At 71.5% G+C, this 25,316-nt stretch carries 24 protein-coding genes; 12 read left to right on the forward strand and 12 right to left on the reverse strand.

The genetic code is table 11. The features are described 5' to 3' along the window. Positions 1-70 precede the first annotated feature (70 nt). Complete coding sequence (locus ACWCPM_RS29795; RefSeq protein ID WP_450979359.1) at positions 71-1,117, forward strand: S66 family peptidase; 1,047 nt, start codon at positions 71-73, stop codon at positions 1,115-1,117. Positions 1,118-1,212: 95 nt separating this feature from the next. Next, positions 1,213-2,508, forward strand: a complete 1,296-nt coding sequence (locus ACWCPM_RS29800; RefSeq protein ID WP_450979360.1) for an MFS transporter — start codon at positions 1,213-1,215, stop codon at positions 2,506-2,508. Positions 2,509-2,557: 49 nt separating this feature from the next. Here the strand turns inward: ACWCPM_RS29800 and ACWCPM_RS29805 are convergent, their stop codons facing one another. From ACWCPM_RS29805 to ACWCPM_RS29830, 6 genes are all read right to left on the reverse strand, one after another. Further along, positions 2,558-3,658 (reverse strand): calcium:proton antiporter, encoded by a 1,101-nt coding sequence (locus ACWCPM_RS29805; RefSeq protein WP_450979361.1) that lies wholly within the window; start codon positions 3,656-3,658, stop codon positions 2,558-2,560. Positions 3,659-3,869: 211 nt separating this feature from the next. Next, positions 3,870-4,868, reverse strand: a complete 999-nt coding sequence (locus ACWCPM_RS29810) for a TerC/Alx family metal homeostasis membrane protein (protein WP_450979362.1) — start codon at positions 4,866-4,868, stop codon at positions 3,870-3,872. 230 nt (positions 4,869-5,098) lie between these two features. Then, on the reverse strand, positions 5,099-7,096 hold the full coding sequence (locus ACWCPM_RS29815; protein WP_450979363.1) for a TerD family protein: 1,998 nt from the start codon (positions 7,094-7,096) through the stop codon (positions 5,099-5,101). Positions 7,097-7,162: 66 nt separating this feature from the next. After that, complete coding sequence (locus tag ACWCPM_RS29820; RefSeq protein WP_401676182.1) at positions 7,163-7,741, reverse strand: TerD family protein; 579 nt, start codon at positions 7,739-7,741, stop codon at positions 7,163-7,165. 160 nt (positions 7,742-7,901) lie between these two features. Then, complete coding sequence (gene uvrB, locus ACWCPM_RS29825; protein ID WP_450979364.1) at positions 7,902-10,052, reverse strand: excinuclease ABC subunit UvrB; 2,151 nt, start codon at positions 10,050-10,052, stop codon at positions 7,902-7,904. Positions 10,053-10,092: 40 nt separating this feature from the next. Continuing rightward, positions 10,093-10,953 (reverse strand): MHYT domain-containing protein, encoded by an 861-nt coding sequence (locus ACWCPM_RS29830; protein WP_450979365.1) that lies wholly within the window; start codon positions 10,951-10,953, stop codon positions 10,093-10,095. A 281-nt stretch (positions 10,954-11,234) separates the two neighbouring features. Between ACWCPM_RS29830 and ACWCPM_RS29835 the strand changes: the two genes are divergently transcribed. The 4 genes from ACWCPM_RS29835 (at position 11,235) to ACWCPM_RS29850 (ending at position 14,763) form a co-directional block, all read left to right on the forward strand. Beyond that, positions 11,235-12,113, forward strand: a complete 879-nt coding sequence (locus ACWCPM_RS29835) for a glycerophosphodiester phosphodiesterase (protein ID WP_450979366.1) — start codon at positions 11,235-11,237, stop codon at positions 12,111-12,113. A 56-nt stretch (positions 12,114-12,169) separates the two neighbouring features. Further along, complete coding sequence (locus ACWCPM_RS29840) at positions 12,170-12,724, forward strand: methylated-DNA--[protein]-cysteine S-methyltransferase (RefSeq protein ID WP_450979367.1); 555 nt, start codon at positions 12,170-12,172, stop codon at positions 12,722-12,724. Positions 12,725-12,889: 165 nt separating this feature from the next. Next, entirely contained in the window at positions 12,890-13,831 is a 942-nt protein-coding gene (locus tag ACWCPM_RS29845; protein ID WP_450979368.1) for a pseudouridine-5'-phosphate glycosidase, read from the forward strand. Beyond that, positions 13,816-14,763, forward strand: a complete 948-nt coding sequence (locus tag ACWCPM_RS29850; RefSeq protein WP_450979381.1) for a carbohydrate kinase family protein — start codon at positions 13,816-13,818, stop codon at positions 14,761-14,763. Before ACWCPM_RS29845 ends, ACWCPM_RS29850 begins: the two co-directional genes overlap by 16 nt. 67 nt (positions 14,764-14,830) lie before the next feature. On the opposite strand, the gene ACWCPM_RS29855 is transcribed toward ACWCPM_RS29850, so the two are convergent. Then, on the reverse strand, positions 14,831-15,625 hold the full coding sequence (locus tag ACWCPM_RS29855) for a methyltransferase domain-containing protein (RefSeq protein WP_450979369.1): 795 nt from the start codon (positions 15,623-15,625) through the stop codon (positions 14,831-14,833). Between the two features lie 266 nt (positions 15,626-15,891). On the opposite strand from ACWCPM_RS29855, the gene ACWCPM_RS29860 reads away from it, so the two are divergent. Next, complete coding sequence (locus tag ACWCPM_RS29860) at positions 15,892-17,019, forward strand: magnesium and cobalt transport protein CorA (protein WP_450979370.1); 1,128 nt, start codon at positions 15,892-15,894, stop codon at positions 17,017-17,019. A gap of 30 nt (positions 17,020-17,049) precedes the next feature. Here ACWCPM_RS29860 and ACWCPM_RS29865 read toward each other — a convergent pair whose 3' ends face one another. Further along, the gene (locus ACWCPM_RS29865; RefSeq protein WP_450979371.1) at positions 17,050-17,478 is read right to left on the reverse strand and encodes a CBS domain-containing protein; all 429 of its coding nucleotides are present in this window, start codon (positions 17,476-17,478) and stop codon (positions 17,050-17,052) included. A gap of 294 nt (positions 17,479-17,772) precedes the next feature. Next, the gene (locus ACWCPM_RS29870) at positions 17,773-18,405 is read right to left on the reverse strand and encodes a uridine kinase (protein ID WP_450979372.1); all 633 of its coding nucleotides are present in this window, start codon (positions 18,403-18,405) and stop codon (positions 17,773-17,775) included. 193 nt (positions 18,406-18,598) lie between these two features. Here ACWCPM_RS29870 and ACWCPM_RS29875 point away from each other — a divergent pair, with 193 nt between their 5' ends. From ACWCPM_RS29875 to ACWCPM_RS29885, 3 genes are all read left to right on the forward strand, one after another. Continuing rightward, complete coding sequence (locus ACWCPM_RS29875) at positions 18,599-19,321, forward strand: DUF2293 domain-containing protein (protein WP_450979382.1); 723 nt, start codon at positions 18,599-18,601, stop codon at positions 19,319-19,321. Between the two features lie 179 nt (positions 19,322-19,500). Continuing rightward, positions 19,501-19,980, forward strand: a complete 480-nt coding sequence (locus ACWCPM_RS29880; RefSeq protein WP_450979373.1) for an anthrone oxygenase family protein — start codon at positions 19,501-19,503, stop codon at positions 19,978-19,980. A gap of 107 nt (positions 19,981-20,087) precedes the next feature. Continuing rightward, complete coding sequence (locus ACWCPM_RS29885) at positions 20,088-21,575, forward strand: glutamate synthase subunit beta (protein ID WP_450979374.1); 1,488 nt, start codon at positions 20,088-20,090, stop codon at positions 21,573-21,575. A 13-nt stretch (positions 21,576-21,588) separates the two neighbouring features. Here the strand turns inward: ACWCPM_RS29885 and ACWCPM_RS29890 are convergent, their stop codons facing one another. The 3 genes from ACWCPM_RS29890 to ACWCPM_RS29900 all read right to left on the reverse strand — a co-directional run bounded on the left by ACWCPM_RS29890 (position 21,589) and on the right by ACWCPM_RS29900 (position 23,623). Beyond that, positions 21,589-22,389, reverse strand: a complete 801-nt coding sequence (locus ACWCPM_RS29890) for an SAM-dependent methyltransferase (RefSeq protein ID WP_450979375.1) — start codon at positions 22,387-22,389, stop codon at positions 21,589-21,591. Between the two features lie 97 nt (positions 22,390-22,486). Then, a complete protein-coding gene (locus ACWCPM_RS29895; RefSeq protein ID WP_450979376.1) occupies positions 22,487-22,762 on the reverse strand; it encodes a DUF397 domain-containing protein in 276 nt (91 codons plus the stop codon). After that, positions 22,763-23,623, reverse strand: coding sequence for a helix-turn-helix domain-containing protein (locus ACWCPM_RS29900; RefSeq protein ID WP_450979377.1), 861 nt, complete (start codon positions 23,621-23,623; stop codon positions 22,763-22,765). A 338-nt stretch (positions 23,624-23,961) separates the two neighbouring features. Here ACWCPM_RS29900 and ACWCPM_RS29905 point away from each other — a divergent pair, with 338 nt between their 5' ends. Both ACWCPM_RS29905 and ACWCPM_RS29910 read left to right on the forward strand, forming a co-directional pair. Continuing rightward, positions 23,962-24,639: an ATP-binding protein gene (locus tag ACWCPM_RS29905; protein WP_450979378.1), complete on the forward strand. Its 678-nt coding sequence runs from the start codon at positions 23,962-23,964 to the stop codon at positions 24,637-24,639. Further along, entirely contained in the window at positions 24,630-25,067 is a 438-nt protein-coding gene (locus ACWCPM_RS29910) for a hypothetical protein (protein ID WP_450979379.1), read from the forward strand. The genes ACWCPM_RS29905 and ACWCPM_RS29910 overlap by 10 nt, the downstream gene beginning before the upstream one ends. Positions 25,068-25,316: the final 249 nt, after the last annotated feature.

Consider the following 25,316-nt stretch of genomic DNA (forward strand, 5'->3'; position numbering starts at 1 on the left):
CGCGAGAACCGCCGCTCGGACCCGGTTTATCACGGTGCGCCGACAGCGGGGTCCCTCGTAGCCTCCCCGCATGACCGCACCCGCTTACCCTCCCAAGCCGTCGCCCGGCGACCGGATCGCCGTGATATCGCCCTCCTCGGGACTGCCGGGCCTCTTCCCGCGCCCCTACGAGCTGGGGCTGGAGCGGCTGCGCGCCGAGTACGGCCTCGAACCGGTGGAGTACCCGGCGACCCGCAAGATGGGATCGACGCCCCAGGAGCGGGCCGACGACATCCATGCCGCGTTCGCCGACCCGGACATCAGGGCGGTGATCGCCTCGATCGGCGGCGATGACCAGATCACCGTGCTGCCCTTCCTGGACCGGGAGTTGATCCGGGCGAACCCGAAGCCGTTCTTCGGGATGAGTGACAACACCAATCTGCTGGCCTTCCTGCGCAACTGCGGGGTGGTCGGCTATCACGGGGCGTCGGTGATGTGCGAGTTGGGCCGTCCCGGCGCCATGCATCCCTGGACGACCGAGTCGCTCCGCGCGGCGCTGTTCACGTCCGGCCCGTACGAACTGCGGCCCGCCGAGCGCTGGAACGACGTCAACCGCGACTGGGCCGACCCCGCCACCTTCGACACCGAACCCCCGACCCGCCCGGGCGAGGGCTGGACCTGGGTCAACTCCGGTCGCGTGGTGGAGGGCCGCGGCTGGGGCGGCTGCCTCGAGATCGTCGGCTGGCTGCTGATGGCCGAACGCGAGATCGCGCCCGACCTGGCGGAGTACGACGGCGGGGTGCTGTTCCTGGAGACCTCGGAGGACATGCCGAGCGCCGAGGAGGTCTTCCGCACCCTCAGGAACATGGGCGAGCGCGGTCTGCTGCGGCGTTTCCCCGCGCTGCTCATGGGCCGCCCCAGGACATGGTCCTTCGATCGCCCCAACACTCCGGAGGAGGGGGCGCGTTACGCGGCCGAGCAGCGCGAGGCCGTACTGCGCGCGCTGCGGGTGTACGCCCCTGACACCCTGGTCGTCTTCGATGTGGACCTCGGCCACACGGACCCGCAACTCGTCATCCCCTACGGAGGTCTGATCCGGGTCGACGGCCCCGCACGGCGCATCACGGTCACCTACTGAGGCGCGGCCCGTGCCCCCGCGCGCCCCCGTAACCGGTCGTCACCGTGGGTAGTTGACGCGGCATGCAAGACGTACGCTCCGTAAGGGCACCTTCCATGCTGCGGCTCGCCGCCGCCTCGCTCGCCGGGACGGCCATCGAGTTCTACGACTTCTTCGTCTACGGGACCGCGGCGGCTCTGGTCCTCGGTCCACTGTTCTTCCCGACGTTCTCGCCTCTGGCGGGGACGCTCGCCGCCTTCGCCACCTTCGGCGTGGGTTTCGTGGCACGGCCGCTGGGCTCCGTGCTCTTCGGGCACATCGGGGACCGGCACGGACGGCGGCCGGTCCTGGTCGGCTCGCTGCTGATCACCGGGGTGTCGACGGTCGCCGTCGGCTGCGTACCGACGTACGGCTCGATCGGTGTGGCCGCTCCCCTGCTGCTGCTCGTCCTGCGTTTCGTGCAGGGGCTCGGGCTCGGCGGCGAGTGGGGCGGGGCGGTGCTGCTGACGGCCGAGCACGCGCCTGCCGAGCGGCGTGGGCTGTGGTCGAGCTTTCCGCAGATGGGGCCGCCGGTGGGCTTCCTGCTGGCGAACGGTGCGGTGCTGACGCTGTCGGCGACCCTGACCGACGCGCAGTTCGCCGCCTGGGGGTGGCGGGTGCCGTTCTGGGCCGCCGGGGTGCTGGCACTGGTGGGGCTGTGGCTGCGCTCGTCGCTCACCGAGAGCCCCGGCTTCCTGCAGATCGACGACCACGCGCGCGTGCCGCTGGCCGAGGTCGTGCGCGAGCACTGGCGGCTGGTGCTGCTGACCGCCGGGGCGCTCGCCGTGGGCTACGCGATCTTCTACGCCGTGACCACCTGGTCGCTGGCGTACGCGACGGAGCGGCTCGGGGTGAGCCGTACCGTCATGCTGACCTGCATCATGGCCGCCGTCGTGCTGAAGGGCGCGCTCACGCCGCTGGCGGCGGTGCTCGGCGACCGCCACGGGCGGCGGCCTCTGTGTCTGATCGGGTGTACGGCGGCCGTCCTGTGGATGTTCCCGATGGTCGCGCTGCTCGCGACCGGCGACCCGCTGCTGATCTTCCTCGGATTCCTGGTGGCGCTGCTCGCGTTCGTCACGATGTTCGGGGTGATCGCCGCGTATCTGCCGGAGCTGTACGAGCCCCGGGTGCGCTGCACGGGTGCCGCCGTCGGCTACAACCTCGGCGGCGTCCTGGGCGGCGCGCTCACCCCCGTCGCGGCGACAGCGCTGGCCGAACAGGGCGGTCGGGTGCCGTGGGGCGTCGGCGCCTATCTGACCGGCATCGCGCTGCTCAGCCTGGCCTGTTTCGCGCTGCTCCCGGAGACACGCCCGACGGCGGCGCGCCGGGCCAGGACGGGGACGGAGGCGGGGGCGGAGGCGGCCGCGGGCTGACCGCACGGGCCACCCGCGCCGGCCAGGGCGAGCGCCCCGGGAAACCGCCCTACGGGTTGACCGCCAGTTCCAGATAGGCGGCCAGGATCACGAGGTGGACGCCTCCCTGCAACGGGGTGGCCCGGCCCGGCACCACCGTCAGGGAGGCGACCACGACGGTCAGCGCGAGCAGCACCATGTGTGTGGCGCCGAGGCCGAGGACGAGGGGTCCGGAGAGCCAGATGGAGGCCAGGGCCACGGCGGGGATCGTCAGGCCGATGCTGGCCATGGCGGACCCGAGCGCGAGGTTGAGACTGGTCTGCACCCGGTCGCGCCGCGCGGCACGCAACGCGGCGATGGTCTCGGGGAGCAGCACCAGCAGCGCGATGATCACACCGACGACGGCGTGGTCCATCCCGGCGGCCGCCACTCCCGACTCGATCGTCGGTGACACACCCTTCGCCAGGCCGACCACCCCGACCAGCGCGAGCAGCAGCAGTCCGAGGCCGGTCCAGGCCCTGCCGCTGGACGGCGTCGCGGCATGGTCGTCCACGGTGATCACCTCGCCCTGGTGGGTGATGGGCAGGAAGTAGTCCCGGTGTCTGACGGTCTGGGTCGCCACGAACAGGCCGTACAGGATCAGTGAGGAGACCGCGGCGAAGGTGAGCTGCACGCCCGAGAACCGCGGGCCGGGCTCGCTCGTCGTGAACGTCGGCAGCACGAGGCTCAGCGTGGCCAGCGTGGCGACCGTCGCGAGGGCGGCGCCGGTGCCCTCGGGGTTGAAGACGGCTGTGCGGTGGCGCAGGGAGGCCGCGAGGAGGCTCAGGCCGACGATGCCGTTGCAGGTGATCATCACCGCGGCGAAGACCGTGTCCCGTGCCAGGGAGGCGCTCTTGTCGCCGCCGTCCACCATGAGTGCGACGATCAGCGCGACCTCGATGACCGTGACGGCGACGGCGAGGATGAGGGAGCCGAAGGGTTCGCCGACGCGGTGGGCGACCACTTCGGCGTGGTGCACGGCGGCCAGGACCGCGCCCGCGAGCACGACGGTCATCAGCGCGACGGCCCCGCCCGGCACGTCCCGGCCCCAGGTGAGGATCAGGAGGACCGCCGCGAGCACCGGCACCAGGGCAGTCCACCCACGGGCGAGTGACGTGAGCCGAGCGATCATGCGGTGATCGTCCCAGACCGGTTCGGACCCCGCATGCCGGCCGGGAGCAAGATGACGCGGCGGTCGGGTGACGGCGGTACGTCATCGTCCAGCCTCGTCGCGGGGGTCGCCGTGGCCTTGTTGTGGGAGTCGCGGCCGAGACGGAAGGGAGCGGTGCCCGGCGGTTCGCCGGGCACCGCTCCCGGTGCTTGTCGTCACGCGCCTGGCGCGGTCAGACGTCGACGCTGTCCTTCGACGCGTCTTCGCCGCTCTCTGGCGCCTCGGCCTGCGCCTGCTTGCGCGAGGCCATCAGGCTGGTGATCGTGGTGGCGATCAGTACGGAGCAGATCACGCCGAGCGAGACGGGGATGCTGATCTCGGGGACATGGACCCCGGACTCGTGCAGCGCGTGCAGCACCAGCTTGACGCCGATGAAGCCGAGGATGATCGACAGGCCGTACGAGAGGTGGACGAGCTTCCTCAGCAGGCCGCCGATCAGGAAGTACAGCTGCCTGAGGCCCATCAGCGCGAAGGCGTTCGCGGTGAAGACGATGTACGGGTCCTGCGTGAGGCCGAAGATCGCCGGGATGGAGTCGAGGGCGAACAGGACGTCCGTGGTGCCGATGGCCAGCATCACGACCAGCATCGGGGTCATGACCCGCTTGCCGTTCTGCTGGATCCACAGCTTGGTGCCGTGGTAGCTGTCGGCCACGCCGAAGCGGCGCTCTGCGGCCTTCAGGAGCTTGTTCTCCTCGTACTCCTCGTCCTCCGCGTCGGCCCGGGCCTCCTGGATCAGCTTCCAGGCGGTCCAGATGAGGAAGGCGCCGAAGAGGTAGAACACCCACGAGAAGCTGGCGATGATCGCGGCACCCGCGGCGATGAAGATCGTACGCAGCACCAGGGCGATGAGTACGCCGACGAGGAGCACCCGCTGCTGGTACTGCGAGGGCACGGCGAACTTCGCCATGATCAGAACGAAGACGAAGAGGTTGTCGACACTCAGCGACTTCTCGGTGATGAAGCCGGCGAAGAACTCACCCGCGGGCTGGCCGCCGCCGAAGACGAGCAGGCCGAGGCCGAACAGTCCGGCCAGGGTGATCCAGACCGCGGTCCAGATCCCGGCTTCCTTGATCGATACGTCGTGGGGCTTGCGGCCGATGAAGAAGTCGACCGCGATGAGCGCGGCAAGTCCCACGATGGTCAGGACCCAAAGGGTCACGGAAACATCCACTGCGCCTCCGGCAGTACATACGGCGAACGGTCAGGTCAGCGTCGTCGCTGCCGGAGGTCTCTTCCACCCAGAAGTGGGCCGGCGCCCCGGGATCTGGCCTGATCCGTATTGACGGGTACGCCGCAGTAGTCAGGGAGTACTCCCCTCCGTACGGAAGACAGTACCCCAATCACCAAGGAACGGTAAAGCGATTGGCAAAGCGAAGACCAAGTGCCCAGTTCAGGGGCGCTTTACCGATGTTTGGTGCGGGCGGCCGCGACCAGGCCCAGCACCTGCTGGAGCACCTGGCTCCCGGGCGGCACGAGCGAGGGCTCGTAGGTCCAGGCGTGGCCCACCCAGGGGTCGGCGAGGTGATCGTCGGGCACAGGCGTCAGCCGCAGCAGCGAACGCCACAGCGGGTCCAGCAGCGGTCCGTACGCGGCGGCGTCCTCCCGGTCCGCGACCATCATGAGGTGGACGCCCACGGCCGGGCCCTCGTCGGCCAGATAGCGCAGCCGGGTGATGGCCCGGTCGTCGAAGCCGTGCGGAAAGTCGTTGACCAGCACCAGGTTCTGGGAGGTGTCGAAGCCGGGCGGAAGGGCGTCGGCCGCACCACCGCGCACCGCCATCTGCACCAGGTCGACGCGCTGGGTGAGCCTGCCCAGGACGTCGGCCACCCCCGCGGCACCGACCGCCGGCGGCGCCGCGAGCACGCCGCTGCGCACCAGCGGGACCAGCGGCTGCGCGCCGGATCCCGCGGGGTCGATGACGTACACGGTGAACTCACCCGCCGGGTGCACGGCGAGCAGCCGCGCCACATGCGCCACCGCCGATTCCATCGCCAGACGCCGCAGGTCGTGGGCGTCGTGGAACATCCCGTCGGACGAACCGCCCCGTCCGCTGTCGATCCACAGACCGCGCTCCAACGGCAGCCGGACCAGCATCGGCACGCGCAGCTCGGCGGACTCGGGCAGATGCAGGTCGCCCAGGCGCAGGGCCATGGGCATCTCCATCGGCACGCGGTACTCGTGCCAGACGGGATTGTCCCAGCGGGCGAAGGCCGGTGGCAGCGCCGGCTCGACGACATCGCTCTCGGCGGTCAGCTGGGCGACGTCACGGTCGAAGGCCTGCCGGGCCTCGTCGACGAGCCGGCTGTGCCGGGCGCGGGCCGCCTCACGCGCGGCGTCGGCCTGTCCGCCGATCCGGCTGCGCGGGTCGGACAGGACCGCTTCCAGCTCCTTGTCCATGCGCGACTCGGCGAAGTCCACGGCGCTGCGGTAGGCGGCGGCGGTGCGGGCCAGGTCCTCGAACATGCCCCACACCTGGTTGTAGAGCCGCTCGTCCATGGACCAGCCGGTCGCGTCGCCCGCGACGGGCCGGGCGGGCTGACCGGGCGCGGCGGGAGGTGCCTGCGGCGGGGGCGGGGGCGGCGCCGAGTTCCGGCGGCGCGGGTGGTTGTAGTCGATGGGGCCGCCCGCGGGTGCCGACGGCTGGGTGAGCGCGGAGGGGTCGGAGGGCGTGGGCGCGTCGGGGGGCACCGGGCCTCCCGGGTAGCCCGCGCGCCCCGGCGGGGTGCCCTGCGGCGTCCGGGTGCCGTACGGCGAGCCGCCGGGGTCCTGGTCGCGGGTGGGTGCCGCGGTCCGGCGGGTGCGGTCGCCGTCCGCCGTACGGGGCGGGGGCGCCGCCACCGAGCGGGCCATGCCCTGGGCGACCGCGTCGTTGATGGCGCCGGCGAGCTCGTGCGCCTGGGGAACGCCCTGGTCGGTGAAGAGTTCGGCGAGACCGCCGGCATAGCCCTGACCGACGGCCCGCACCTTCCAGGCTCCCTGGCGGCGGTACAGCTCCAGGGCGACCACGGCCGTCTCGGCCTCCAGGCCGGTGACGGTGTAGCTGGCGACCTCGGTGCCGTCCAGCCCGGTGACCGCGACGAAGGGGGCGGCCACGGCACCGAAGCGACTCGGCCCCCCGACGCCGGTGGGCAGGGCGAGCAGCACATGGACGCGATGCACGGTGTCCGGCATCGCGTCCAGGTCCACCGCGAGGCGGTGGGCCGCCGCCGCCTGGCGGGGCAGTTCGAGGCCCGGCAGGGTGGGTGTGCCCGGATGGGCCACCCGCTCCGTGTCCTGGACCTTGCCCCGCTCGTCGCTGAGCGTGGCCACGGCCACGATCGGCTTGCCGGCCGAGACCCTGATCTCCAGGCGGGCCTGGGAGAGCGGATGGTTCTGCCCCCGCACCAGCTCGGCCGTCATCGCCTCAATCCCCCTGTATGACTGTTGTTGTCGTGCGCCGCTCTCTCAGGCCCTCGGCCCGCCGTCTCAGAGGAGCGGCAGGACCGACGGCATCAGGTCCTGGAAGGTGCGGCCGTTGGCCGGGGTGCCCAGGGCCGTCATGGACCAGCCCGTGCCCGAGCGGTGCACCTTCGCCATGATCTGCGCCGTGTACGCGCCGCCGCCGGCGAGCGTGTAGCGGGCGAGCTCCTGGCCGTTGGTCTCGTCGACGAGGCGGCAGAAGGCGTTCTGCACCTCCTGGAAGGTCTGGCCCGTGAACGAGTTCACGGTGAACACGATCTGGTCGATGTGGACCGGGAGGCGCTGCAGGTCGACGAGGATGGCCTCGTCGTCGCCGCCCTGGCCGACACCGCCGACCAGGTTGTCGCCGGTGTGGCGGACCGAGCCGTCGTCGCTCACCAGGTGACGGAAGAAGACGACGTCGACCGGCTGCTTGTCCGCGAACAGGACGGCGGAGGCGTCGAGGTCGATCTCCCGCGTGCGCGAGCCGAACAGGCCGCGCCGCGGGGCCGCCTGCCAGCCGAGACCCATGCGCACCGCGGTCAGGGTGCCGCCGTCGTTCTTCTGCAGACTGATGGCCTGACCCTTGGTCATGTTGACGGTCACGCGCTGATTCCCCTCTCGAGCATTCCCCTGTTGCCGCGAAGCCGCGGATGACGAGCACCTTACGCAGGGGCACTGACAGTGACGTACTGCGCTCCGAACTTTGTGTCGGTCTTGCAACACAGCGCAGCCGCCGCCAGATCCCAGCGGTCCCCCCGGCCCGTCAGGCCAGGCCCGCCTCCCTCATCTGACGCAGTTCCTTCTTCATCTCCGACACCTCGTCGCGCAGCCGCGCCGCGATCTCGAACTGCAGGTCCGCGGCGGCGGCGCGCATGCGCTCCGTCAGCTCCTCGATCTGCTCGGAGAGTTCAGCGGCGGGGCGGTCGGTCGGCACGGTCTCCTTGGCCTTGCCCTTGGCCCGCTTCGCGGGCTTCGCGTCCTTGACCGCGTGCTCCTTCAGGGAGGGCACGGGGGCCCTCGTGCCGCGGCCGTCCTTGCGGGACTGGCGGTAGCCCGTGCCGAGCAACTGCTCGGTGTCGACGTCCTCGCGTGCGATCTGCGCGACGATGTCGTTGATCTTCTTGCGCAGCGGCTGCGGGTCGATGCCGTTCGCCGTGTTGTACGCGACCTGCTTCTCCCGGCGCCGGTTGGTCTCGTCGATGGCCTTCTCCATCGCCGGGGTGATCTTGTCGGCGTACATGTGGACCTGACCCGAGACGTTGCGCGCCGCGCGGCCGATGGTCTGGATCAGCGAGGTCCCGGAGCGCAGGAAGCCCTCCTTGTCGGCGTCGAGGATCGCCACCAGGGAGACCTCGGGGAGGTCGAGGCCCTCCCTGAGGAGGTTGATGCCGATCAGGACGTCGAACTCGCCCGCGCGCAGTTCCCGCAGCAGCTCGACGCGGCGCAGGGTGTCCACATCGCTGTGCAGGTAGCGGACATGGATGCCGAGCTCCAGGAAGTAGTCGGTGAGGTCCTCGGCCATCTTCTTGGTGAGCGTGGTGACCAGGACGCGCTCGTCCTTGTCCACGCGCGTGCGGATCTCGTGCACCAGGTCGTCGATCTGACCCTCGGTGGGCTTGACCACGACCTCCGGGTCGATCAGACCGGTGGGCCGGATGATCTGCTCGACGACACCGTCGGAGCGGGACAGCTCGTACTGGCCCGGCGTCGCCGAGAGGTAGACGGCCTGACCGATGCGCTGCTGGAACTCCTCCCACTTCAGCGGTCGGTTGTCGAGGGCCGAGGGCAGCCGGAACCCGTGGTCCACGAGGGTGCGCTTGCGGGAGGCGTCGCCCTCGTACATGGCGCCGATCTGCGGCACCGTGACGTGCGACTCGTCGATCACGAGGAGGAAGTCCTCGGGGAAGTAGTCCAGCAGCGTGTTCGGCGCCGAGCCCGGGAGGCGGCCGTCGAAGTGCATCGAGTAGTTCTCGACGCCGGAGCAGGAGCCGATCTGGCGGAGCATCTCGAGGTCGTACGTCGTGCGCATCCGCAGCCGCTGGGCCTCCAGGAGCTTGCCCTGCTTCTCCAGCTCGCCGAGCCGCTCCGCCAGCTCCTTCTCGATGTCGTTGACGGCCCGCTCCATGCGCTCGGGGCCCGCGACGTAGTGGGTGGCCGGGAAGACATACAGCTGCTGGTCGTCGCTGACGATCTCGCCCGTGAGCGGGTGCAGCGTGGACAGCGCCTCGATCTCGTCGCCGAACATCTCGATGCGGACGGCCAGCTCCTCGTAGACCGGGAAGATCTCGATGGTGTCGCCGCGGACCCGGAAGGTGCCCCGGGTGAAGGCCAGGTCGTTGCGCGTGTACTGGATGTCGACGAACCGGCGCAGCAGCTGGTCGCGGTCGATCTCGTCGCCGATGCGCAGCGGCACCATGCGGTCGACGTACTCCTGAGGTGTACCGAGGCCGTAGATGCAGGACACCGAGGCGACGACGATCACGTCGCGGCGGGTCAGCAGCGAGTTCGTCGCCGAGTGCCGCAGGCGCTCGACCTCCTCGTTGATCGAGGAGTCCTTCTCGATGTAGGTGTCCGACTGCGGGACGTACGCCTCGGGCTGGTAGTAGTCGTAGTACGAGACGAAGTACTCGACGGCGTTGTTCGGCAGGAGCTCGCGGAACTCGTTCGCCAGCTGGGCGGCGAGCGTCTTGTTCGGCGCCATCACCAGGGTGGGGCGCTGGAGCTTCTCGATCATCCACGCGGTGGTGGCCGACTTGCCGGTGCCGGTCGCGCCGAGCAGCACGACGTCCTTCTCACCGGCTTCGATGCGCCGGGCGAGGTCGGCGATGGCCGCCGGCTGGTCGCCGTTGGGCTGGTAGGAACTGACGACCTCGAAGGGCGCCACCGTGCGTTCGATGCTGGAAACGGGCCGCATGGCATCAACCGTACGACCCCCCACTGACAACGGGCTCCGATCAGCGGTTCTGCGGGGTTCGGGAACCGCTGCGGGCCGGTGTGCGGCGGGTGCGGAGCGCGATGCGGCGGGTCTGGTGCGGCACATGGGCCGGGACGCCGGGCTTGTGGTCGGGGAGGGGCCGGGGAGGCCTGCCCATGATCATCAACGGGTCGCACAGGACGACGACGCCCGCGAGGCACAGCAGGGCGAGCGGGCCGATGAGCATGGGAGCGAGCAGCGCGGCGGGCGCGTCACCGGTGGCGGGGCCGGCGGTGCCGTGCACATGGACCTTGAGGGCCGCCATGCCCGTGTAGTGCATGCCGCTGACCGCGAGACCCATGACGAGGCTCGCGCCCACGCTCCACAGGAGCCCTCTCACCTGCCCGGCCGCCCACAGGGCGGCGGTGGCGGCGGCCATGGCGATGAGCACCGACACGGCGACGGTGACCGTGTTGTACTCCAGCTTTCCGTCCAGCTCCAGCCCGGCCATGCCCAGGTAGTGCATGGACGCGATGCCCAGACCGGTGATGGTGCCGCCGGTGAACAGGGCCGTGCCGGAGGCGCCGCGGTAGCCGACGATGAATATCCCGACACCCACCATCAGGATGGCGACGCCCAGGCTGGCGTACGTGAGGGGCTTGTCGTAGTGGATCGGGGCCTCCTGGACCGTGAAGCCCATCATCCCGATGAAGTGCATGGTCCAGACGCCGGATCCGATCGCCAGGGAGCCGAGGGCCAGCCAGCCGGGGCGCCAGGGCCCGCCCACCAGCTGCGCCCTGGTGGTGCAGCGCAGGCCGAGGGCACCGCCGAGGCAGGCCATGACGAAGGCCACCACCGGTGTGACGAGGCCGTAGCTGAATCCATCGACCGTGCCCTGCATGCGCGGCTGCCTTTCCGCCCCGTTCCGTCCCGGAATACCCTGGAATGCTCCCCCTCCCAGAACCGCCCGAGCGGTCAGGGTTGACGCAGAGAGTATGACTCGCACCGGAATGGTCGAACGACTATCCGGCAAAGAAACACGGCTCTGCCCCAGTTGTGCCGTACCGGTGAGTGGTCTCGGGCAACTCCATTCAATCTGCGTCCATCCTGTACACCACTCTCGTTGGCCCTCCGCTGCCAGGGTGGATCCTTTCCATGACGGCATCGACGAGAGGAGCAGGCATGCACGCGCGCGCAGTTGCCGCCACGACCACCGCGCTCCTGGGGAGCATCGCCGTGCTGTTCCCGGCCCACGGCGCGGCGGCCGACGGCGGCGGGGAGGGGTCACCCGTGGTGACCGCCCACCGGGGCGCGTCCGCCTACGCGCCGGAGAACACCCTGGCCGCCGTCGACAAGGCCGCCGAGCTGGGCGTCGAGTGGGTCGAGAACGACGTGCAGCGCACCAAGGACGGCGAGCTCGTGGTCCTGCACGACGAGAGTCTGCGGCGCACCACCGACGTGCGGCAGGTCTTCCCCGGCCGGGCGCCGTGGCGCGTCGAGGACTTCACCGCCGCCGAGATCGCCCGCCTGGACGCGGGGAGCTGGTTCGGGGCCGATCACGCGGGCGCGCGCGTGCCGACGCTCACGGAGTATGTGCGCCGCGTCGAGCACCATCGGCAGAGGCTGCTCCTGGAGATCAAGCAGCCGGAGCTGTACCCGGGCATCGAGCGGGAGACGCTGAAGGTGCTCGGCGACGAGGGATGGCTGGACGCGCGGCACCTGGCGGACCGCCTGATCGTGCAGAGCTTCGGCGCGGACAGCCTGCGTATCGTGCAGGAGATCGAGCCCGCGGTGAAGACGGGCTTCCTCGGCACCCCGTCCCTGGCCCGGATCCGGGACCACGCGCGCTTCGTCGACCAGATCAACCCCTCCCACGAGTCCCTGACGGCCGACTACGTCTCCGCCGTGCACGCGGTCACCGGCGCGCACGGCAGGCCGCTGGAGGTCTTCACCTGGACCGTCGACGACGCCGCGACGGCCCGCGAGGTCGCCGCGTACGGCGTCGACGGGGTCATCTCGAACAGGCCCGACGTCGTACGGGACGCGCTCGGCGGGCGGTGACGTCCCGGCACCGGAGTGCGCGGGGCGTTGTCAGTGGCGAGCCGTACGGTGGGCGCATGGACAGCCATGGGCAGTACGAGCACCAGGTCGTGTGGGACGTCGTCACCGGTGACATCGGCCCGCTGCTGCTGGCGGCGACCGGCGTGGGCCTGGTCAACGTCGTGTTCCACGCCACGGACCCGGTGCGCGACAAGGCGCTCGACCGGCTGGCGTCCCGGCTGGGCGTCGAGCCGGTCGAGGCACCCGGCTCCCCGCTGCTGACCGAGGCGATACGGCAGGTCCGGGCCTATCTGTCGGGCGACCGCCACGCTTTCGAGCTGCCGCTGGACTGGTCGCTGATCTCCGGCTTCCACCGCGAGGTGCTGCGCGAGCTGGCGACCGGCGTGCCGTACGGCACGGTCGTCGGGTACGGCGACCTGGCCGCCCGGGTCGGTCAGCCGGGCGCCGCCCAGGCGGTGGGGACGGCGATGGGCGCCAACCCCCTGCCGGTGGTCGTGCCCTGCCACCGGGTCGTGGAGAGCGACGGCGGCATCGGCGGATTCGGCGGCGGTCTGGAGACCAAGCGGAAGCTGCTCGCGCTGGAGGGCGTGCTGCCCGAGCCGCTGTTCTGAGACGGGCCCGGCGGCCGGGGGACCCACCCGCGCGCGACTGCGGACCACTCAGGCGTGGTGACGCGCCCCGAAGCCCTCGGTCCGGTGCCGTGCGGGACCGGACCGAGGGCCGGTGCCGTGCGGGACCGGCCGCAAGGGTTTGACGGGGCGCGCCGGTCGCCAGGGATGAGGGAAGACCGACTGACAGGAGGCGGGCGCGTGACGCTGGTGGTGTCCGAAGAGGTGCGGGAGGCGGTCCACGCGCGGCGGCCCGTGGTGGCGCTGGAATCCACGATCATCGCGCACGGGCTGCCACGGCCACGCAATCTGCGGGTGGCGCTGGAGCTGGAGGAGGCGGTACGGCAGGAGGGCGCCGTACCCGCCACGATCGCCGTGCTGGACGGGCGGCCCCGGGTCGGCCTGGACAAGGAACAGCTGGAACGGATCGCGAACGAGGACGGCATCCGCAAGCTGGGCCACCGCGACCTGCCGCTCGCCGTGGCCGCCGGGGCGAGCGGGGCCACCACGGTGTCCGCGACGGCGCTGCTCGCGGTGCTCGCGGGGGTGCGGGTGTTCGCGACGGGCGGGCTCGGCGGGGTGCACCGACAGTGGACGATGACGCAGGACGAGTCCGCCGACCTGGGTCTGCTGGCGCGTACCCGGATCACGGTCGTGTGCGCGGGCGTGAAGTCGATCCTGGACGTGCCGGCGACGCTGCAGCGGCTGGAGACGCTGGGCGTCGCCGTGGCCGGCTACGGCACGGACCGCTTCCCCGGCTTCTATCTCTCGGACTCCGGGCATCCCGTGGACTGGACACTGGACAGCCCTCGGCAGGTGGCCGACGTGATGCGGGCCCAGGACGCGGTCGGCGGACCGGAGTCGGCGCTGATCGTCGCCAACCCGGTGCCGGAGGCGGAACAGCTCGATCCCGGACTGCACGCGCGCGTGCTGGCCGACGCGCTGCGCGCGTGCGAGGCGGAGGGCGTCACCGGACAGGCCGTCACACCGTTCCTGCTCGACCATCTGGTGCGGCACACCGACGGTGCCTCGCTGAGCGCCAATCTGGCCGCGGTGCGCGGCAACGTACGGCTGGCGGCACGGATCGCGACGGCCTGGGCCGGGGCGTGAGCGGGCCGAGGCCCGGAGCGCCGGGCGGCGCTCTGCTGGTCGTCGGGGACGTGGTGACGGACGTCGTGGCCCGGCACCGGGGACCGCTGGCCGGGGGCACGGACACGGCTGCCGTGATCCGGACGCTGCCCGGGGGCGCGGGAGCCAACGTGGCCTGCTGGGCCGCCCGTTGGGGGTGCGCGGACGTGCGGCTGCTGGGGCGGGTCGGACCGGACGCGGCGGCGTGGCACGAACAGGCGCTGAACGCGGCGGGGGTCCGTGCCCATCTGGTGGTCGACCCGCAGGCGCCGACCGGGACGGTGATCTGCCTGGTGGACTCGGACGCCGCGGCCGAGCGGACGTTCCTCACCGACAGCGGCGCCGCGTTGCGACTCGGTCCCGGGGACTGGACGGACGCGCTGCTCGACGGCGTCGCACGACTGCATCTGTCCGGTTACCTGCTCTTCTCCGAGACCGGCCGGGCGCTGGTGGCGGTGGCCCTGGCGGCGGCACGCGCACGGGGGGTGCCGGCCAGCATGGATCCGGCGTCGGCCGGGTTCCTCGTGGAGCTGGGGGTGGACAGGTTCCTCGCGCTCGCCGACGGCGTCGAGGTACTGCTGCCCAGCCGGGACGAGGCCCGCCTGCTCACCGGGTTGCCGGACGCGGCCGACGCGGCGGCGAAGCTGAGCCGTCAGGTCCCGCTGGTGGTGGCCAAACAGGGCGCGGACGGTGCGCTGGTGGCCCGGTCCGGCGCGGTGTGCGCGCGGGTCCCCGCCGTACCGGCCACACCCCGGGACACGACGGGTGCCGGTGACGCCTTCACCGGGGCCTTTCTCGCCGCCCTGATCGCGGGCGCCGGGCCGGAGGCGGCAGCGGCGGAGGGGTGCGCGGCGGGGGCGCGGGCGGTGGAACGGACTGGAGGGAGGCCGCCCGTGGGACCGGCCCTCGGGTGAGCGGGGTCTGATCCCCCGCCGGCCGACCGCACCCGCCACCGGACCGGGGCGGGCGACCGGCGCACCTCTACCCTTTACGTCCCCACGCCGAAATCATCGGAGCGGCCGCCAGATCCATCGCGCCGGACGCGATGTTCGCCAGATGCTGCTCGACGTCCTGGTCGGTGGCGAACTTCCCCGCGACGAGCTCTCCCCGTACCTGACGGATCGTCGCGGCCTCCAGGTCGGCGCAGGACGGAGCCGCGACCGGGAAGTAGGCGTCGGCCTGGACGCGGACCATACCGGAGGCACGGAGCAGACTCGGCAGCCGTCGGCCGTTCGCGAGGTCGGTGCCCTGCCCGGCGAGGAGCCTGTGCAGGCCGTGCCGCATCCGGTTCGCCAATTGCTCCTCCGGACCCGACTCGTCGGGGCAGAGCAGGGGTTGCAGAGCGGGGTCGGTGTCCTCGACGAGGAGCCGGCCACCGGGTCGCAACGCCTTGACCATCGACCGCAACGCCCGCTCGCGGTCGGGCACATGAACGAGCGCGAGTCGGGCGTGCACCAGGTCGAACCCCTCCCCCGGCGGCTCCTGCGCCCCCAGGTCATGCACGCGCCGCTCGACCGGCGAGCGCGACGGGCCCGAGGCCCACGAACCGTCGGTGTCGGTCACGACGATCTTGCCCGTGGGGCCGACCCGTTTGGCCAGCCAGGACTCCACGGAGGAACCGCCCGCGACCTCCCAGCAACGCCAGCCGGGCCCGACGCCGAGCGCTTCGAAGTGCCGGAACGTCGTCGGGTCGAAGAGACTTGCGAGGGCGTCGGCGAACGAGACCACCCGGGACCGGTGGCTGTCGGACCGATAGCTGTTCTCGGTTAGCGTCATACCCCGATCATCCCACTTGTCCTACTTGTCCCAGTGGTGACGCTCCGGTAGGACGAGTCGGCTACGACGTGTGGTCTACAACGCGGCGCGCACGACGGCGTCGGCGGCGAGGTCGTCGCCGAGGGAGTCAACTCCCGTCGTCCACAGCCGGGAACCAAGCGGAATCGGGGGTTTCCACAGGCTTACCCGCTGCTCACGTGGTCCTGGCACACTGGCGCGACAGGCGCAGGAACACGGCGCGAGAGGACCCACGCGAGGAGATGCAGATGTCCATGGCAGGGAATCTGCGGAAAGTCACGAACCTTGGCAGGGTCGGCGGCCTGCGCGGGGTCGCACGGCTGGCCAGGAGGCGCCCGCGGGTCGACCTGAGCCATCCGGCCCGGTCCCCGCTGGGCTCCTCGGTGGTCAACTGTGTGGCCTACGAGGAGGGAAGCCGCCTCACCCACGGCAGTGACCTCGTCGAGACGGTGCGCCGGGTGCGCAAGAGCGGGACCGGCTTCGTCTGGCTCGGGCTGCACGAGCCGACCGACCAGGAGTTCGCCGGCCTCGCCGAGCTCTTCGACCTGCACCCGCTGGCGGTCGAGGACGCGATCGAGGCCCACCAGCGCCCGAAGGTCGAGCGGTACGGCGAAACGCTGTTCGCGGTGTTCAAGTCGGTCTGCTACGTCGAGCACGAGGAACTGACCGCCACCAGCGAGGTGGTGAACACCGGCGAGATCATGGTGTTCGTCGGCCAGGACTTCGTCATCACGGTGCGGCACGGGCGGCACGGCTCGCTGGGCCCGCTGCGTGAGGAGCTGGAGGCCGACCCCCACCAGCTCACCAAGGGCCCGTCGTCGGTCCTGCACGCGGTCGCCGACCACGTCGTCGACGAGTATCTGAACGTCATCGACGCGGTGCAGGCGGACATCGAGCACGTGGAGACGGACGTCTTCGCGGAGAACGGCGCACGCGCGGATCCGGGCCGCATCTACCAGCTCAAGCGTGAACTACTGGAACTCAAGCGGGCCGTGGTCCCTCTCGGCCGGCCGCTGCTGGAACTCGCCGACCGGCCGATGCGGGTGGTCGATCCGGAGATTCAGGCGTACTTCCGTGACGTCTCGGACCACCTGATGCGCGCGACGGAGCAGATCGCCGCGTTCGACGAGCTGCTCAACTCCATTCTTCAGGCCCACCTGGCACAGGTCACGGTCGCGCAGAACGCGGACATGCGGAAGATCACGGCCTGGGCCGCGATAGTCGCCGTACCCACGATGGTCTGCGGGGCCTACGGCATGAACTTCGACCACATGCCCGAACTGCACTGGAAATACGGTTACGGCATGGTCATCGGCGTCATATCGGTGGCCTGCCTGGTCCTGCACCGAGGATTCCGGCGCAGCGGCTGGCTGTGACCGCTCGGTGCGGGTGAGGCAGGCCCGGGGTCAGCGGCTCGCGCTCCTGGCGTAGACCCGCTCCGCCCAGGAGGCGATCCGGTCCTCCGTCAGGTGCTGGGCGAGGTCGGCCTCGCTGATCATGCCGACCAGACGCTTGTTCTCGATGACGGGCAGCCGGCGGATCTGGTGATCCTCCATCTCCTGGAGGACCTCGCCGACATCGGCGCTCGCGTCGACCCAGCGCGGCGTGCCCTGAGCCATCTCGCCCGCGGTGACCTTGGACGGGTCGTGCCCCATGGCGACACAGCCGACCACGATGTCGCGGTCGGTGAGAATGCCGCAGAGCCGTTCGTTCTCGTCGCTGATGGGCAGGGCCCCGACGCCCAGCTCACGCATCAGCTGGGCGGCGCGGTCCAGGGTCTCGTGAGCGGGGATCCACTGGGCGCCCCGGTGCATGATCTCTCCGGCAGTGGTCATGGAGTACCTCCCGGTGCCGGACGGCCGGCGCGGCGCGGAACACACCGCTAGTCCCGGCGCCTTACATTCTCGTCGGCCCGTCCGGAGCACGCACCCGGGGCCCCCGGGCCGAGACTTGGACGATCTTCCGCGGTGACCACGCGGATGATCACGCGGACCTCGTTGTCCTTCTCCCCCGGCGGATCGATGCCGAGGTACGTGTGCGAGAGCCCGCGCGAAAGGCGCCTGCCCTGGTCCGGAAGGATCTCGGCGACGCCGCGGGCCGGTCACCGGACTCCGGCCCGGGCGGAACGGTCAGCCGCTCCACGCCGGGCGGCGCGGGTCGTCGGCGCGGACGAGGACGTCGGCGGTGCCGGCCGGGTCGGTCTCCTGCTCGTAGCGCTCGAAGGCGGGCAGGGTCCAGCGGCCGGCCTCGGGGGTGCGGCGGCGCAGGGCACCCGGGGAGAGCATCACATGAACGGTCAGGTCGAAGGGGAACCAGTGGCGCAGCAGCAGGGGACCGTGCAGCAACAGGATGCCGCCGGACGCGAGTTGGACGTACGGACTGCGGGTGGCTCGGTCGGTGACGGGGTCCAGGAGGTCCGGCAGGACGCGCCCGTCGCCGCCCGCCTCGAGGGGACCGAACACCTCTCGCCACAAGGCTCCGGTGTCGGACCACTCGTCGTAATAGGCGTCCACGTCCTGGTGCCCGTGCTCCAGACGGACGGACGCCGGACGCAGGAAGCCCTCCGTACCGACGACCAGCGAAGGACGGCCGCGGGTGCGCAGGGCGTCGTGGACGCGTGCCGCGAGGTCGCCCGGGGTGGCCGCCGGGGCGCCGTCGAAGGCGATGCGCGGCCAGGGGCTGCCGTCGGCCGGCCTCAGGCCGAGCAGGCGTTCGGTGAGGCGGTCGACGAGCCGGTCCCAGGTGATCGCTTCGAGTCGCACACGACCATGATTACGGATACGCGGGTGGTGCCGGCCAGGGCCGCGGGACGGAACGGGGAACGGCGGGGCGGGTACGCCGAGGCCAGGGGTGGACGTGGGGGCGGGCACACCGAAGGAAGAGACCAAGCGGGAACGCCCGGGCCAGGCGTGGAGGCCGGGGGGCCGGGGGAATGAAGCGGACATGGCAGTGCGCATGACTCCCTCGTCCGCAGGCGGCGGCGAGATCAGACCCCTCAACGGCTCCGGTACCGCTCCCCTGGTCGTCCAGTCACCGAAGAAGAAGCGCTGCGCCCGGTGCCGGCGTGGGCCGCTGTCGCTGCTCGTCATGGAGGACGGCGCGCCGCGATGCCTCCACTGTGCCGACCTCGGGCATCTGGTGTTCCTGCCGCGCGGCGACACGGCACTGACCCGCAGGGCACGGGAGGAGAGCTGCCTGTCGGTGGTCGTCGTGCGGTTCAACCGGCGCCGGAGCCGTTACGAGCGGCAGGGCGTCCTCGTCGAGGAGGCGGGACTCGCGCGGGCCGAGGAGCGCTGCCTGGCCGACGAGGAGGCCCGCCGCAGGCGCCGGGCGCGGGACGCGCGGCGCAGGGCGGCGGAGGACTCCCGGTTCGCGGAGGCGTTCGCTGCGGAGATCCTGCGGCTGTTTCCGGGCTGTCCTCCGGAGCGGGCTCGGGGGATCGCGGCCTACGCCTCGCAGCGGGGCAGTGGGCGGGTGGGGCGGTCGCAGGCCGGGCGCGCGCTGACGGAGGGGGCGGTGACGTCGGCGGTCGTGGCGGCGGTGCGGCATATGGACACGCCCTACGACCAACTGCTGATGAGTGGGGTGCACAGATACGAGGCGCGGCGCAGGATCGCGGCGGCGGCGCAGTCGGTGCTGCGGGAGTGGCGCGAGGCGGGGCTCGGATCCGTGGGATGACGGGTACCTGCCCCCCGGGGGCCGCGTGGCGTGGACGCCCGCTCATGGGCCCGGGGCGTCGGGGAACGGGTCCGGGTCGGTCGGCCGGGATGCGCTGAAGGGGAGCGGGGAGGGCCGGCGTGCCGGTCGGGGCCCGGGACGAAGTGGGAGGAGAGGACGAAGTGGGAGGAGAGGGTGGCGTGATCGACGGGCCGTACTTTGTGCTGACGGTCGTGGGGCTGGTCGGGGCGGGCCTGGTGGCGGGGGTGTTCTGCGGCTTCTCGACGTTCGTGATGCGGGGGCTGGCCGCGTTGCCGGCCGCGCAGGGAGTCGCCGCGATGAAGGCGATCAATGTGGCGGCGTTGCGGCCGCCGTTCATGGTCGTGTTCCTGGGATCGACGCTGGTCTGCGCGGTCATCGCGGTGGTCACCTTCGTGCTGTGGCCGGCCGAGGAGGCCGTGGAACTGCTGGTGGGCAGCGCGCTGTATCTGTTCGGGTGCTTCGGGGTGACGGTGCTGGCGAACGTGCCGCGCAATGACGCGCTGGCCAAGGTGGAGGCGGGCACCGGGGAGGCCGCCGCCTACTGGCCGACGTACGTGCGCGAGTGGACGGCGTGGAACCACGTGCGGACGGTCGCCGCGGCCGGTGCGGTGGTGGCGTACCTGCTGGCGCTCGTGTGAGCCGCAGGCCGGGGCTCTGCGCGGGGGGCCGACCGGACGTATCGTGGCCGAAAGGGTGCCGCCGATGACGTACGGCCCGTCGTACCCCGATGCAAGGAAGACCGGCCATGGCCGATCCCAAGGGTTTCATGACCACACCCCGCCAGGAATGGCCCAGGCGGCCGGTCGGGGAACGGGTGCGGGACTGGGACGAGGTCTATGTCCCCGGGGCGCTCCTACCCATCATCAACCAGCAGGCCGACCGCTGCATGGACTGCGGCGTCCCCTTCTGCCACCAGGCGTGCCCCTTGGGCAATCTCATACCGGAGTGGAACGACCTGGTCTCGCGGGACGACTGGCGGGCGGCGAGCGACCGGCTGCACGCCACGAACAACTTTCCCGAGTTCACGGGCCGGTTGTGCCCGGCGCCCTGCGAGGCGGGGTGCGTGCTCGCCATCAACCAGCCGGCGGTCACCATAAAGAACGTCGAGTGCGCGATCGCCGACCGGGCCTGGGAGGAGGGTTTCGCGCGGCCCAGCCCCCCGGACCGGCTGAGCGGGCGGACGGTCGCGGTGATCGGGTCGGGACCCACGGGGCTGGCGGCGGCACAGCAACTGACCCGGGCGGGGCACACCGTCGCCGTGTACGAGAAGGACGACCGGGCCGGCGGGCTGATGCGGTACGGCATCCCCGAGTTCAAGATGGAGAAGCACCATCTGGAACGACGGCTGGAGCAGATGCGGGCCGAGGGCACGAGGTTCCGTACGTCGACCGCGGTCGGGCGGGACGTGGGGGCGGCGGATCTGCGGGCGCGGTACGACGCCGTGGTGATCGCGACCGGCGCGACGGCCTGGCGGGAACTCGCTGTACCAGGACGCGAGCTGACGGGCATTCACCAGGCGATGGAGTACCTGCCGCCGGCGAACCGGGTGTGCGAGGGGGATCTCGAAGCCTCGCCGCTGTCGGCGCTGGGGAGGCATGTCGTGATCGTCGGCGGCGGTGACACGGGAGCGGACTGCCTGGGGACGGCGGTGCGGCAGGGCGCGGCGTCGGTGACCCAGCTCGACATCTACGCCCTGCCGGGGGCCGAGCGTGACGACGACGCGGAGCCCTGGCCGACGTACCCGAAGATCTACCGGTTGTCGGCGGCGCACGAGGAGGCGGGTGAGCTGCGGACCGCACCGGCGGCGGACGCGGACGCGCGCCTGTTCGCCGCGTCGACGCTCCACTTCTCGGGGGACACCGAGGGGCACGTGCGGGCCCTGCACCTGGTGGAGGTGGACGCGCGACGGCAGCCGGTGTCCGGCACCGAACGCACCCTTCCCGTGGACATGGCGCTGATCGCGCTCGGATTCTCCGGGCCCGACCGTGAGGACGGGCTCATCGATCAGCTGGGCCTGGCGATGGAGCCGCGTGGCACGATCGCGCGCGACGCCGAGTTCGCGACCAACGTCCCGGGCGTCTTCGCCGCCGGGGACGCGGCGCGGGGCCAGTCGCTCATCGTCTGGGCGATCGCGGAGGGGCGGGCAGTGGCGGCGGCCGTCGACCGCTATCTAACGGGGAGTTCGGCACTGCCCGCGCCGATCGGGCCGTACGACCGGCCGATGGTGGTGTGACGGACGCGGACGCTTACGCCTTCCGTCCCACCGCCCCGTACCCCGGGATGACCCCGTCGTCCTGACCGGGCACGGGCTCCCCCAGTTCCGGACGCCATTCGGGGACGACCACGACGCCCGGCTCGACCGGTTCCAGCCCGTCGAAGAACCCGGCGAACTCGTCGCGTGAGCGCAGCGCCAGCGTCACGCCCGCCGCCCGGAGCCGCTCGGTGGCCGCCGCGGACTCCTCCGGAGTGAAGTCGGCGGTGGCGTGCGTCATCATCAGATAGCTGCCGGACGGCAGTGCGGACAGCAGTTCCGAGACCAGTTCGTGCGCGCCGTCCTTGTCGGGGACGAAGTGCAGCAGCGCGACGAGGGAGAGCGCGACGGGACGGCTGAGGTCCAGGACCTTCCTGGCCCCCTCGATGATCGTGGCCGGATCACGCACATCGGCCTGGAGGTACTCGGTCACGCCCTCGGGCGTACCGCGCAGCAGAGCGGCCGCGTGGGCCAGCACGATCGGGTCGTTGTCGCAGTAGACCACGCGTGTTTCCGGCGCGACGGCCTGCGCGACCTGGTGCAGATTGGGCTCGGTCGGGATGCCCGTGCCGACGTCCAGGAACTGCCGTACGCCGTTCGTGGCCAGCCAGCGCGTGGCCCGGTGCATGAACGCGCGGTTGACCCGCGCCATCACCGGCACCCTGGGGTCCAGGGCCAGCATCTGCCGGCCCATCTCCTCGTCGACGGGGTAGTTGTCCTTGCCGCCGAGATACCAGTCGTACATCCGCGCGGGATGGGGCTTGCTGGTGTCGATCCCGGTCATGAGGCGCTCCATGGACGTCGGACGTGATGTGTGATCAATTCAGCACCAAAATAAGGCAGTTCTTGATTCAACAGGGAATCGGGGATGCGTGACTCCCGGCCAAAGTCCGTCAGGACAGCAAGAAGTCCGCTTCCCCCGCCTTGGCACCCTCGATGAACGCGGTCATCTCGTCGGAGGTGTAGATCAGCGCCGGCCCGTCGGGGTCGGTGGACTGCCGGACGGCGATACGGCCGTCGGCGAGTTTCATCGCCTCGAGGCAGTTGCCCCCGTTGCCACCGCTCCACGGCTTGTGCCAGCCCTCGCTGCCCAGTTCCCGGGCGGGCATGCCGTTGTAGATCCGCTCGGTGCGGACCCGCGGCCCCGGCTGGGGGGTGATGCGATCCATTCACAGCTCCTTGCGGAGATCCTCGAGGATCTCCTTCGTGCGATGTGCCGTGGCGGCCTGCGCCGCCATGCGGTCCATGACCTCCAGGTGGGTGGCCACCTCGACGCGCGCGTCCAGATAGACGGCGCCGGTCAGGTACTCGCTGTAGACCATGTCCGGAAGTTCGGGCACGGCGAACCGGAACAGCACGAAGGGCCCGTAGGTGCCGGGGTGCGGGCCCGTGGCGAACGGGGCCACCTGCAACGTGACGTTGGGCAGCCTCGCCGCGTCGAGCAGCCGCTCGATCTGGGCACGCATCACGTCCGGGCCGCCGACGGTGCGGCGCAGCACGGTCTCGTCCAGCACCGCCCACATCCGCGGCGCGTCGCGGCGGGTGAGCAGATCCTGGCGCTGCATCCGCAGTGCGACGTGTCGCTCGATGTCGTCGGGCTGCGTCTGGCCGACCGCGCCCGACCGCATGACCGCGCGCGCGTAGTCCTCGGTCTGCAGGAGCCCCGGCACGAAGTGGGGCTCGTAGTTGCGGATGAGGGAGGCGGCGCCCTCCAGGCTCACGTACATCGAGAACCAGCCGGGCAGGATGTCGTGGAACCTCTGCCACCAGCCGGGTTTGTTGGCCTCCTCGGCCAGCTGGACGAAGGCGTCGGCCTCGTCGTCGGGGACGCCGTACGCCTTCAGGAGCAGTTGGAGGTACGGGATCTTGAGGGATACCTCGGCCGTCTCCATGCGGCGGACGGTGGCGGGTGCGACGCGCAGGACGCGGGCCGCTTCCTCGCGTTTGAGTCCGGCGCGTTCGCGCAGGTCGAGCAGGCGCCTGCCGAGGACGACCTGGCCGACCGTCGGTGCCGACCGCGGCTCGCTCACGCTCCACCTCCGCTCATCGAAACCCTGACCACCGCGCGATCCGCGGCGGTCCCGTACTCATGCCGCATCGATCCCGTACGGGTCTCGTACGGGCCTCGTAGCGGTCCCGTACGGGACCCGCATGAATCCCGTACGAATCCCGTACGAATCCTGACAGCCCAGCGGCGCCACTCGAAGACCTATTCGAAGGTCGGGGCCGACCTTCCGGTTCTCAACTGGCGCCGCATCACGTGTTGTTGCGAGCAGTGTGCCACGACCACTCACCGCGTCACACAGCACTCTGCAATTTTCAGAGTGACACTTGCCAAGTTGTTCGCGACAGGGCGATAGTGGCAAGCGTGATTCCGTCCGTGCCCTTAGGAACAGACGCCACCGCAGGCCGCCTCGGCCTCGGTGCCGATGGAGGTCCCTCCGCTCGCGCCGGTGCGGGAGTGGGGGAGGCAGTCAACCCCTTGGCAGTCAACCCCTTGGCAGTCGATCCCTTCGGGTCCGTCGAGCGCCGGTTCCGCTTCGAGGTGGCCGCGCATCCGCACTCTCCCGCGCAGGCCAGACGCCTGACGCGAATCCGCCTGACGGGCTGGGCCGTCTGCGAGGACACCTGCGACACGGCCGCACTGGTGATGTCGGAGCTGGTCACCAACGCCGTCCTGCACACCGCGAGCGATGTCGTCGTCTGCGAACTGCACGACGAGTACGACCTGGTGCGCATAGCCGTGCGTGACCAGGGCCGTGCCGGCGGTGAGCCCCGCCCGTCCGCGGCCAGGGCCGAGGAGGAGCACGGGAGGGGACTGCTCCTCGTCGACGCGCTCGCACGCGCCTGGGGCGCCCATGAACACGGCCTCGGCCTGCTGGTCTGGGCGGAACTGCCGCGCCAGGCCGACGGCGCGCGCGGCGACCTCGGCTGGGGCGCCCGCCCCGAGCCGGACCCTTCCGGCGGCTCCGACGAGGACGACGCCGAGGCGCACGTCCGCGAGTGCCGTCCGGAGCACGGCGAAACGGGGACCCGATGGCTGTGACGGCCGCCCCGGGCGGCGGACAGGCGCTGACCCTGGACACGCTGGTCCGCCTCAGCCGCGGGCTGCGCAGGTCGGAGGCACAGTCGTCGCGGCTGTCCGTACCCGACGGCATGACCGCACCGCTGGGCTGCGACGCGGTACAGGTGCCCGCCCGCTTCGGCCCGCTCGTGCTGCCCCGCCTGCCGCGTGTGGGCTGCGTCTACGCCGACGACGCCCACTGGTGGTGGCTGGTCCCGTCCGACTCGGACTACGCCCTGGAGTGGCCCGCCCCCGCGCGCTACGCGACCGGCGCGCTGGTCCCCGAGACCCCTCGCCTCATCCACCGCCCCGACGGCACCCTCCCCTACACCCCGCCGATCCCGCTCTACCTCGCCCTGTGCCGCATCATCGGGTCGGCACCGAGCTGGTCACGGGCGATCACCGCGTAGCGCTCCTACGGGGACTGCTCGGTGTTCCGGCCTCCCACGGCCCGCGGGAGACCGGAACAGGGGCCCTCGTCACCGTCCGGCCGCCGCCGTCGGACCCCGCCATCACCGTCCGGCCGCCGTCGGACCCGCCGCCACCGCCCGGCCGCCGTTGGACCCCCGCCGTCACCGTCCGGCCCCGCTGCCACCGTCCGGCCCCGCCGTCACCGTCCGGCCCCGCTGCCACCGTCCGGCCCCGCTGCCACCGTCCGG

It is taken from the genome of Streptomyces sp. NPDC002309 (assembly GCF_053593375.1).

Bases quoted from the DNA above. Each gene is read 5' to 3' on its own strand.
- ACWCPM_RS29815 (WP_450979363.1), bottom strand. From the start codon at position 7,096: ATGACGGCCGAGCTGGTGCGGGGGCAGAACCATCCGCTCTCCCAGGCC.
- ACWCPM_RS29890 (WP_450979375.1), bottom strand. From the start codon at position 22,389: ATGGAGCGCCTCATGACCGGGATCGACACCAGCAAGCCCCATCCCGCG.
- uvrB (WP_450979364.1), bottom strand. From the start codon at position 10,052: ATGCGGCCCGTTTCCAGCATCGAACGCACGGTGGCGCCCTTCGAGGTC.
- ACWCPM_RS29840 (WP_450979367.1), top strand. From the start codon at position 12,170: ATGGACAGCCATGGGCAGTACGAGCACCAGGTCGTGTGGGACGTCGTC.
- ACWCPM_RS29800 (WP_450979360.1), top strand. From the start codon at position 1,213: ATGCTGCGGCTCGCCGCCGCCTCGCTCGCCGGGACGGCCATCGAGTTC.
- ACWCPM_RS29865 (WP_450979371.1), bottom strand. From the start codon at position 17,478: ATGACCACTGCCGGAGAGATCATGCACCGGGGCGCCCAGTGGATCCCC.
- ACWCPM_RS29830 (WP_450979365.1), bottom strand. From the start codon at position 10,953: ATGCAGGGCACGGTCGATGGATTCAGCTACGGCCTCGTCACACCGGTG.
- ACWCPM_RS29885 (WP_450979374.1), top strand. From the start codon at position 20,088: ATGGCCGATCCCAAGGGTTTCATGACCACACCCCGCCAGGAATGGCCC.
- ACWCPM_RS29860 (WP_450979370.1), top strand. From the start codon at position 15,892: ATGTCCATGGCAGGGAATCTGCGGAAAGTCACGAACCTTGGCAGGGTC.
- ACWCPM_RS29910 (WP_450979379.1), top strand. From the start codon at position 24,630: ATGGCTGTGACGGCCGCCCCGGGCGGCGGACAGGCGCTGACCCTGGAC.
- ACWCPM_RS29855 (WP_450979369.1), bottom strand. From the start codon at position 15,625: ATGACGCTAACCGAGAACAGCTATCGGTCCGACAGCCACCGGTCCCGG.
- ACWCPM_RS29835 (WP_450979366.1), top strand. From the start codon at position 11,235: ATGCACGCGCGCGCAGTTGCCGCCACGACCACCGCGCTCCTGGGGAGC.
- ACWCPM_RS29795 (WP_450979359.1), top strand. From the start codon at position 71: ATGACCGCACCCGCTTACCCTCCCAAGCCGTCGCCCGGCGACCGGATC.
- ACWCPM_RS29845 (WP_450979368.1), top strand. From the start codon at position 12,890: ATGAGGGAAGACCGACTGACAGGAGGCGGGCGCGTGACGCTGGTGGTG.
- ACWCPM_RS29805 (WP_450979361.1), bottom strand. From the start codon at position 3,658: ATGATCGCTCGGCTCACGTCACTCGCCCGTGGGTGGACTGCCCTGGTG.
- ACWCPM_RS29895 (WP_450979376.1), bottom strand. From the start codon at position 22,762: ATGGATCGCATCACCCCCCAGCCGGGGCCGCGGGTCCGCACCGAGCGG.
- ACWCPM_RS29875 (WP_450979382.1), top strand. From the start codon at position 18,599: ATGACTCCCTCGTCCGCAGGCGGCGGCGAGATCAGACCCCTCAACGGC.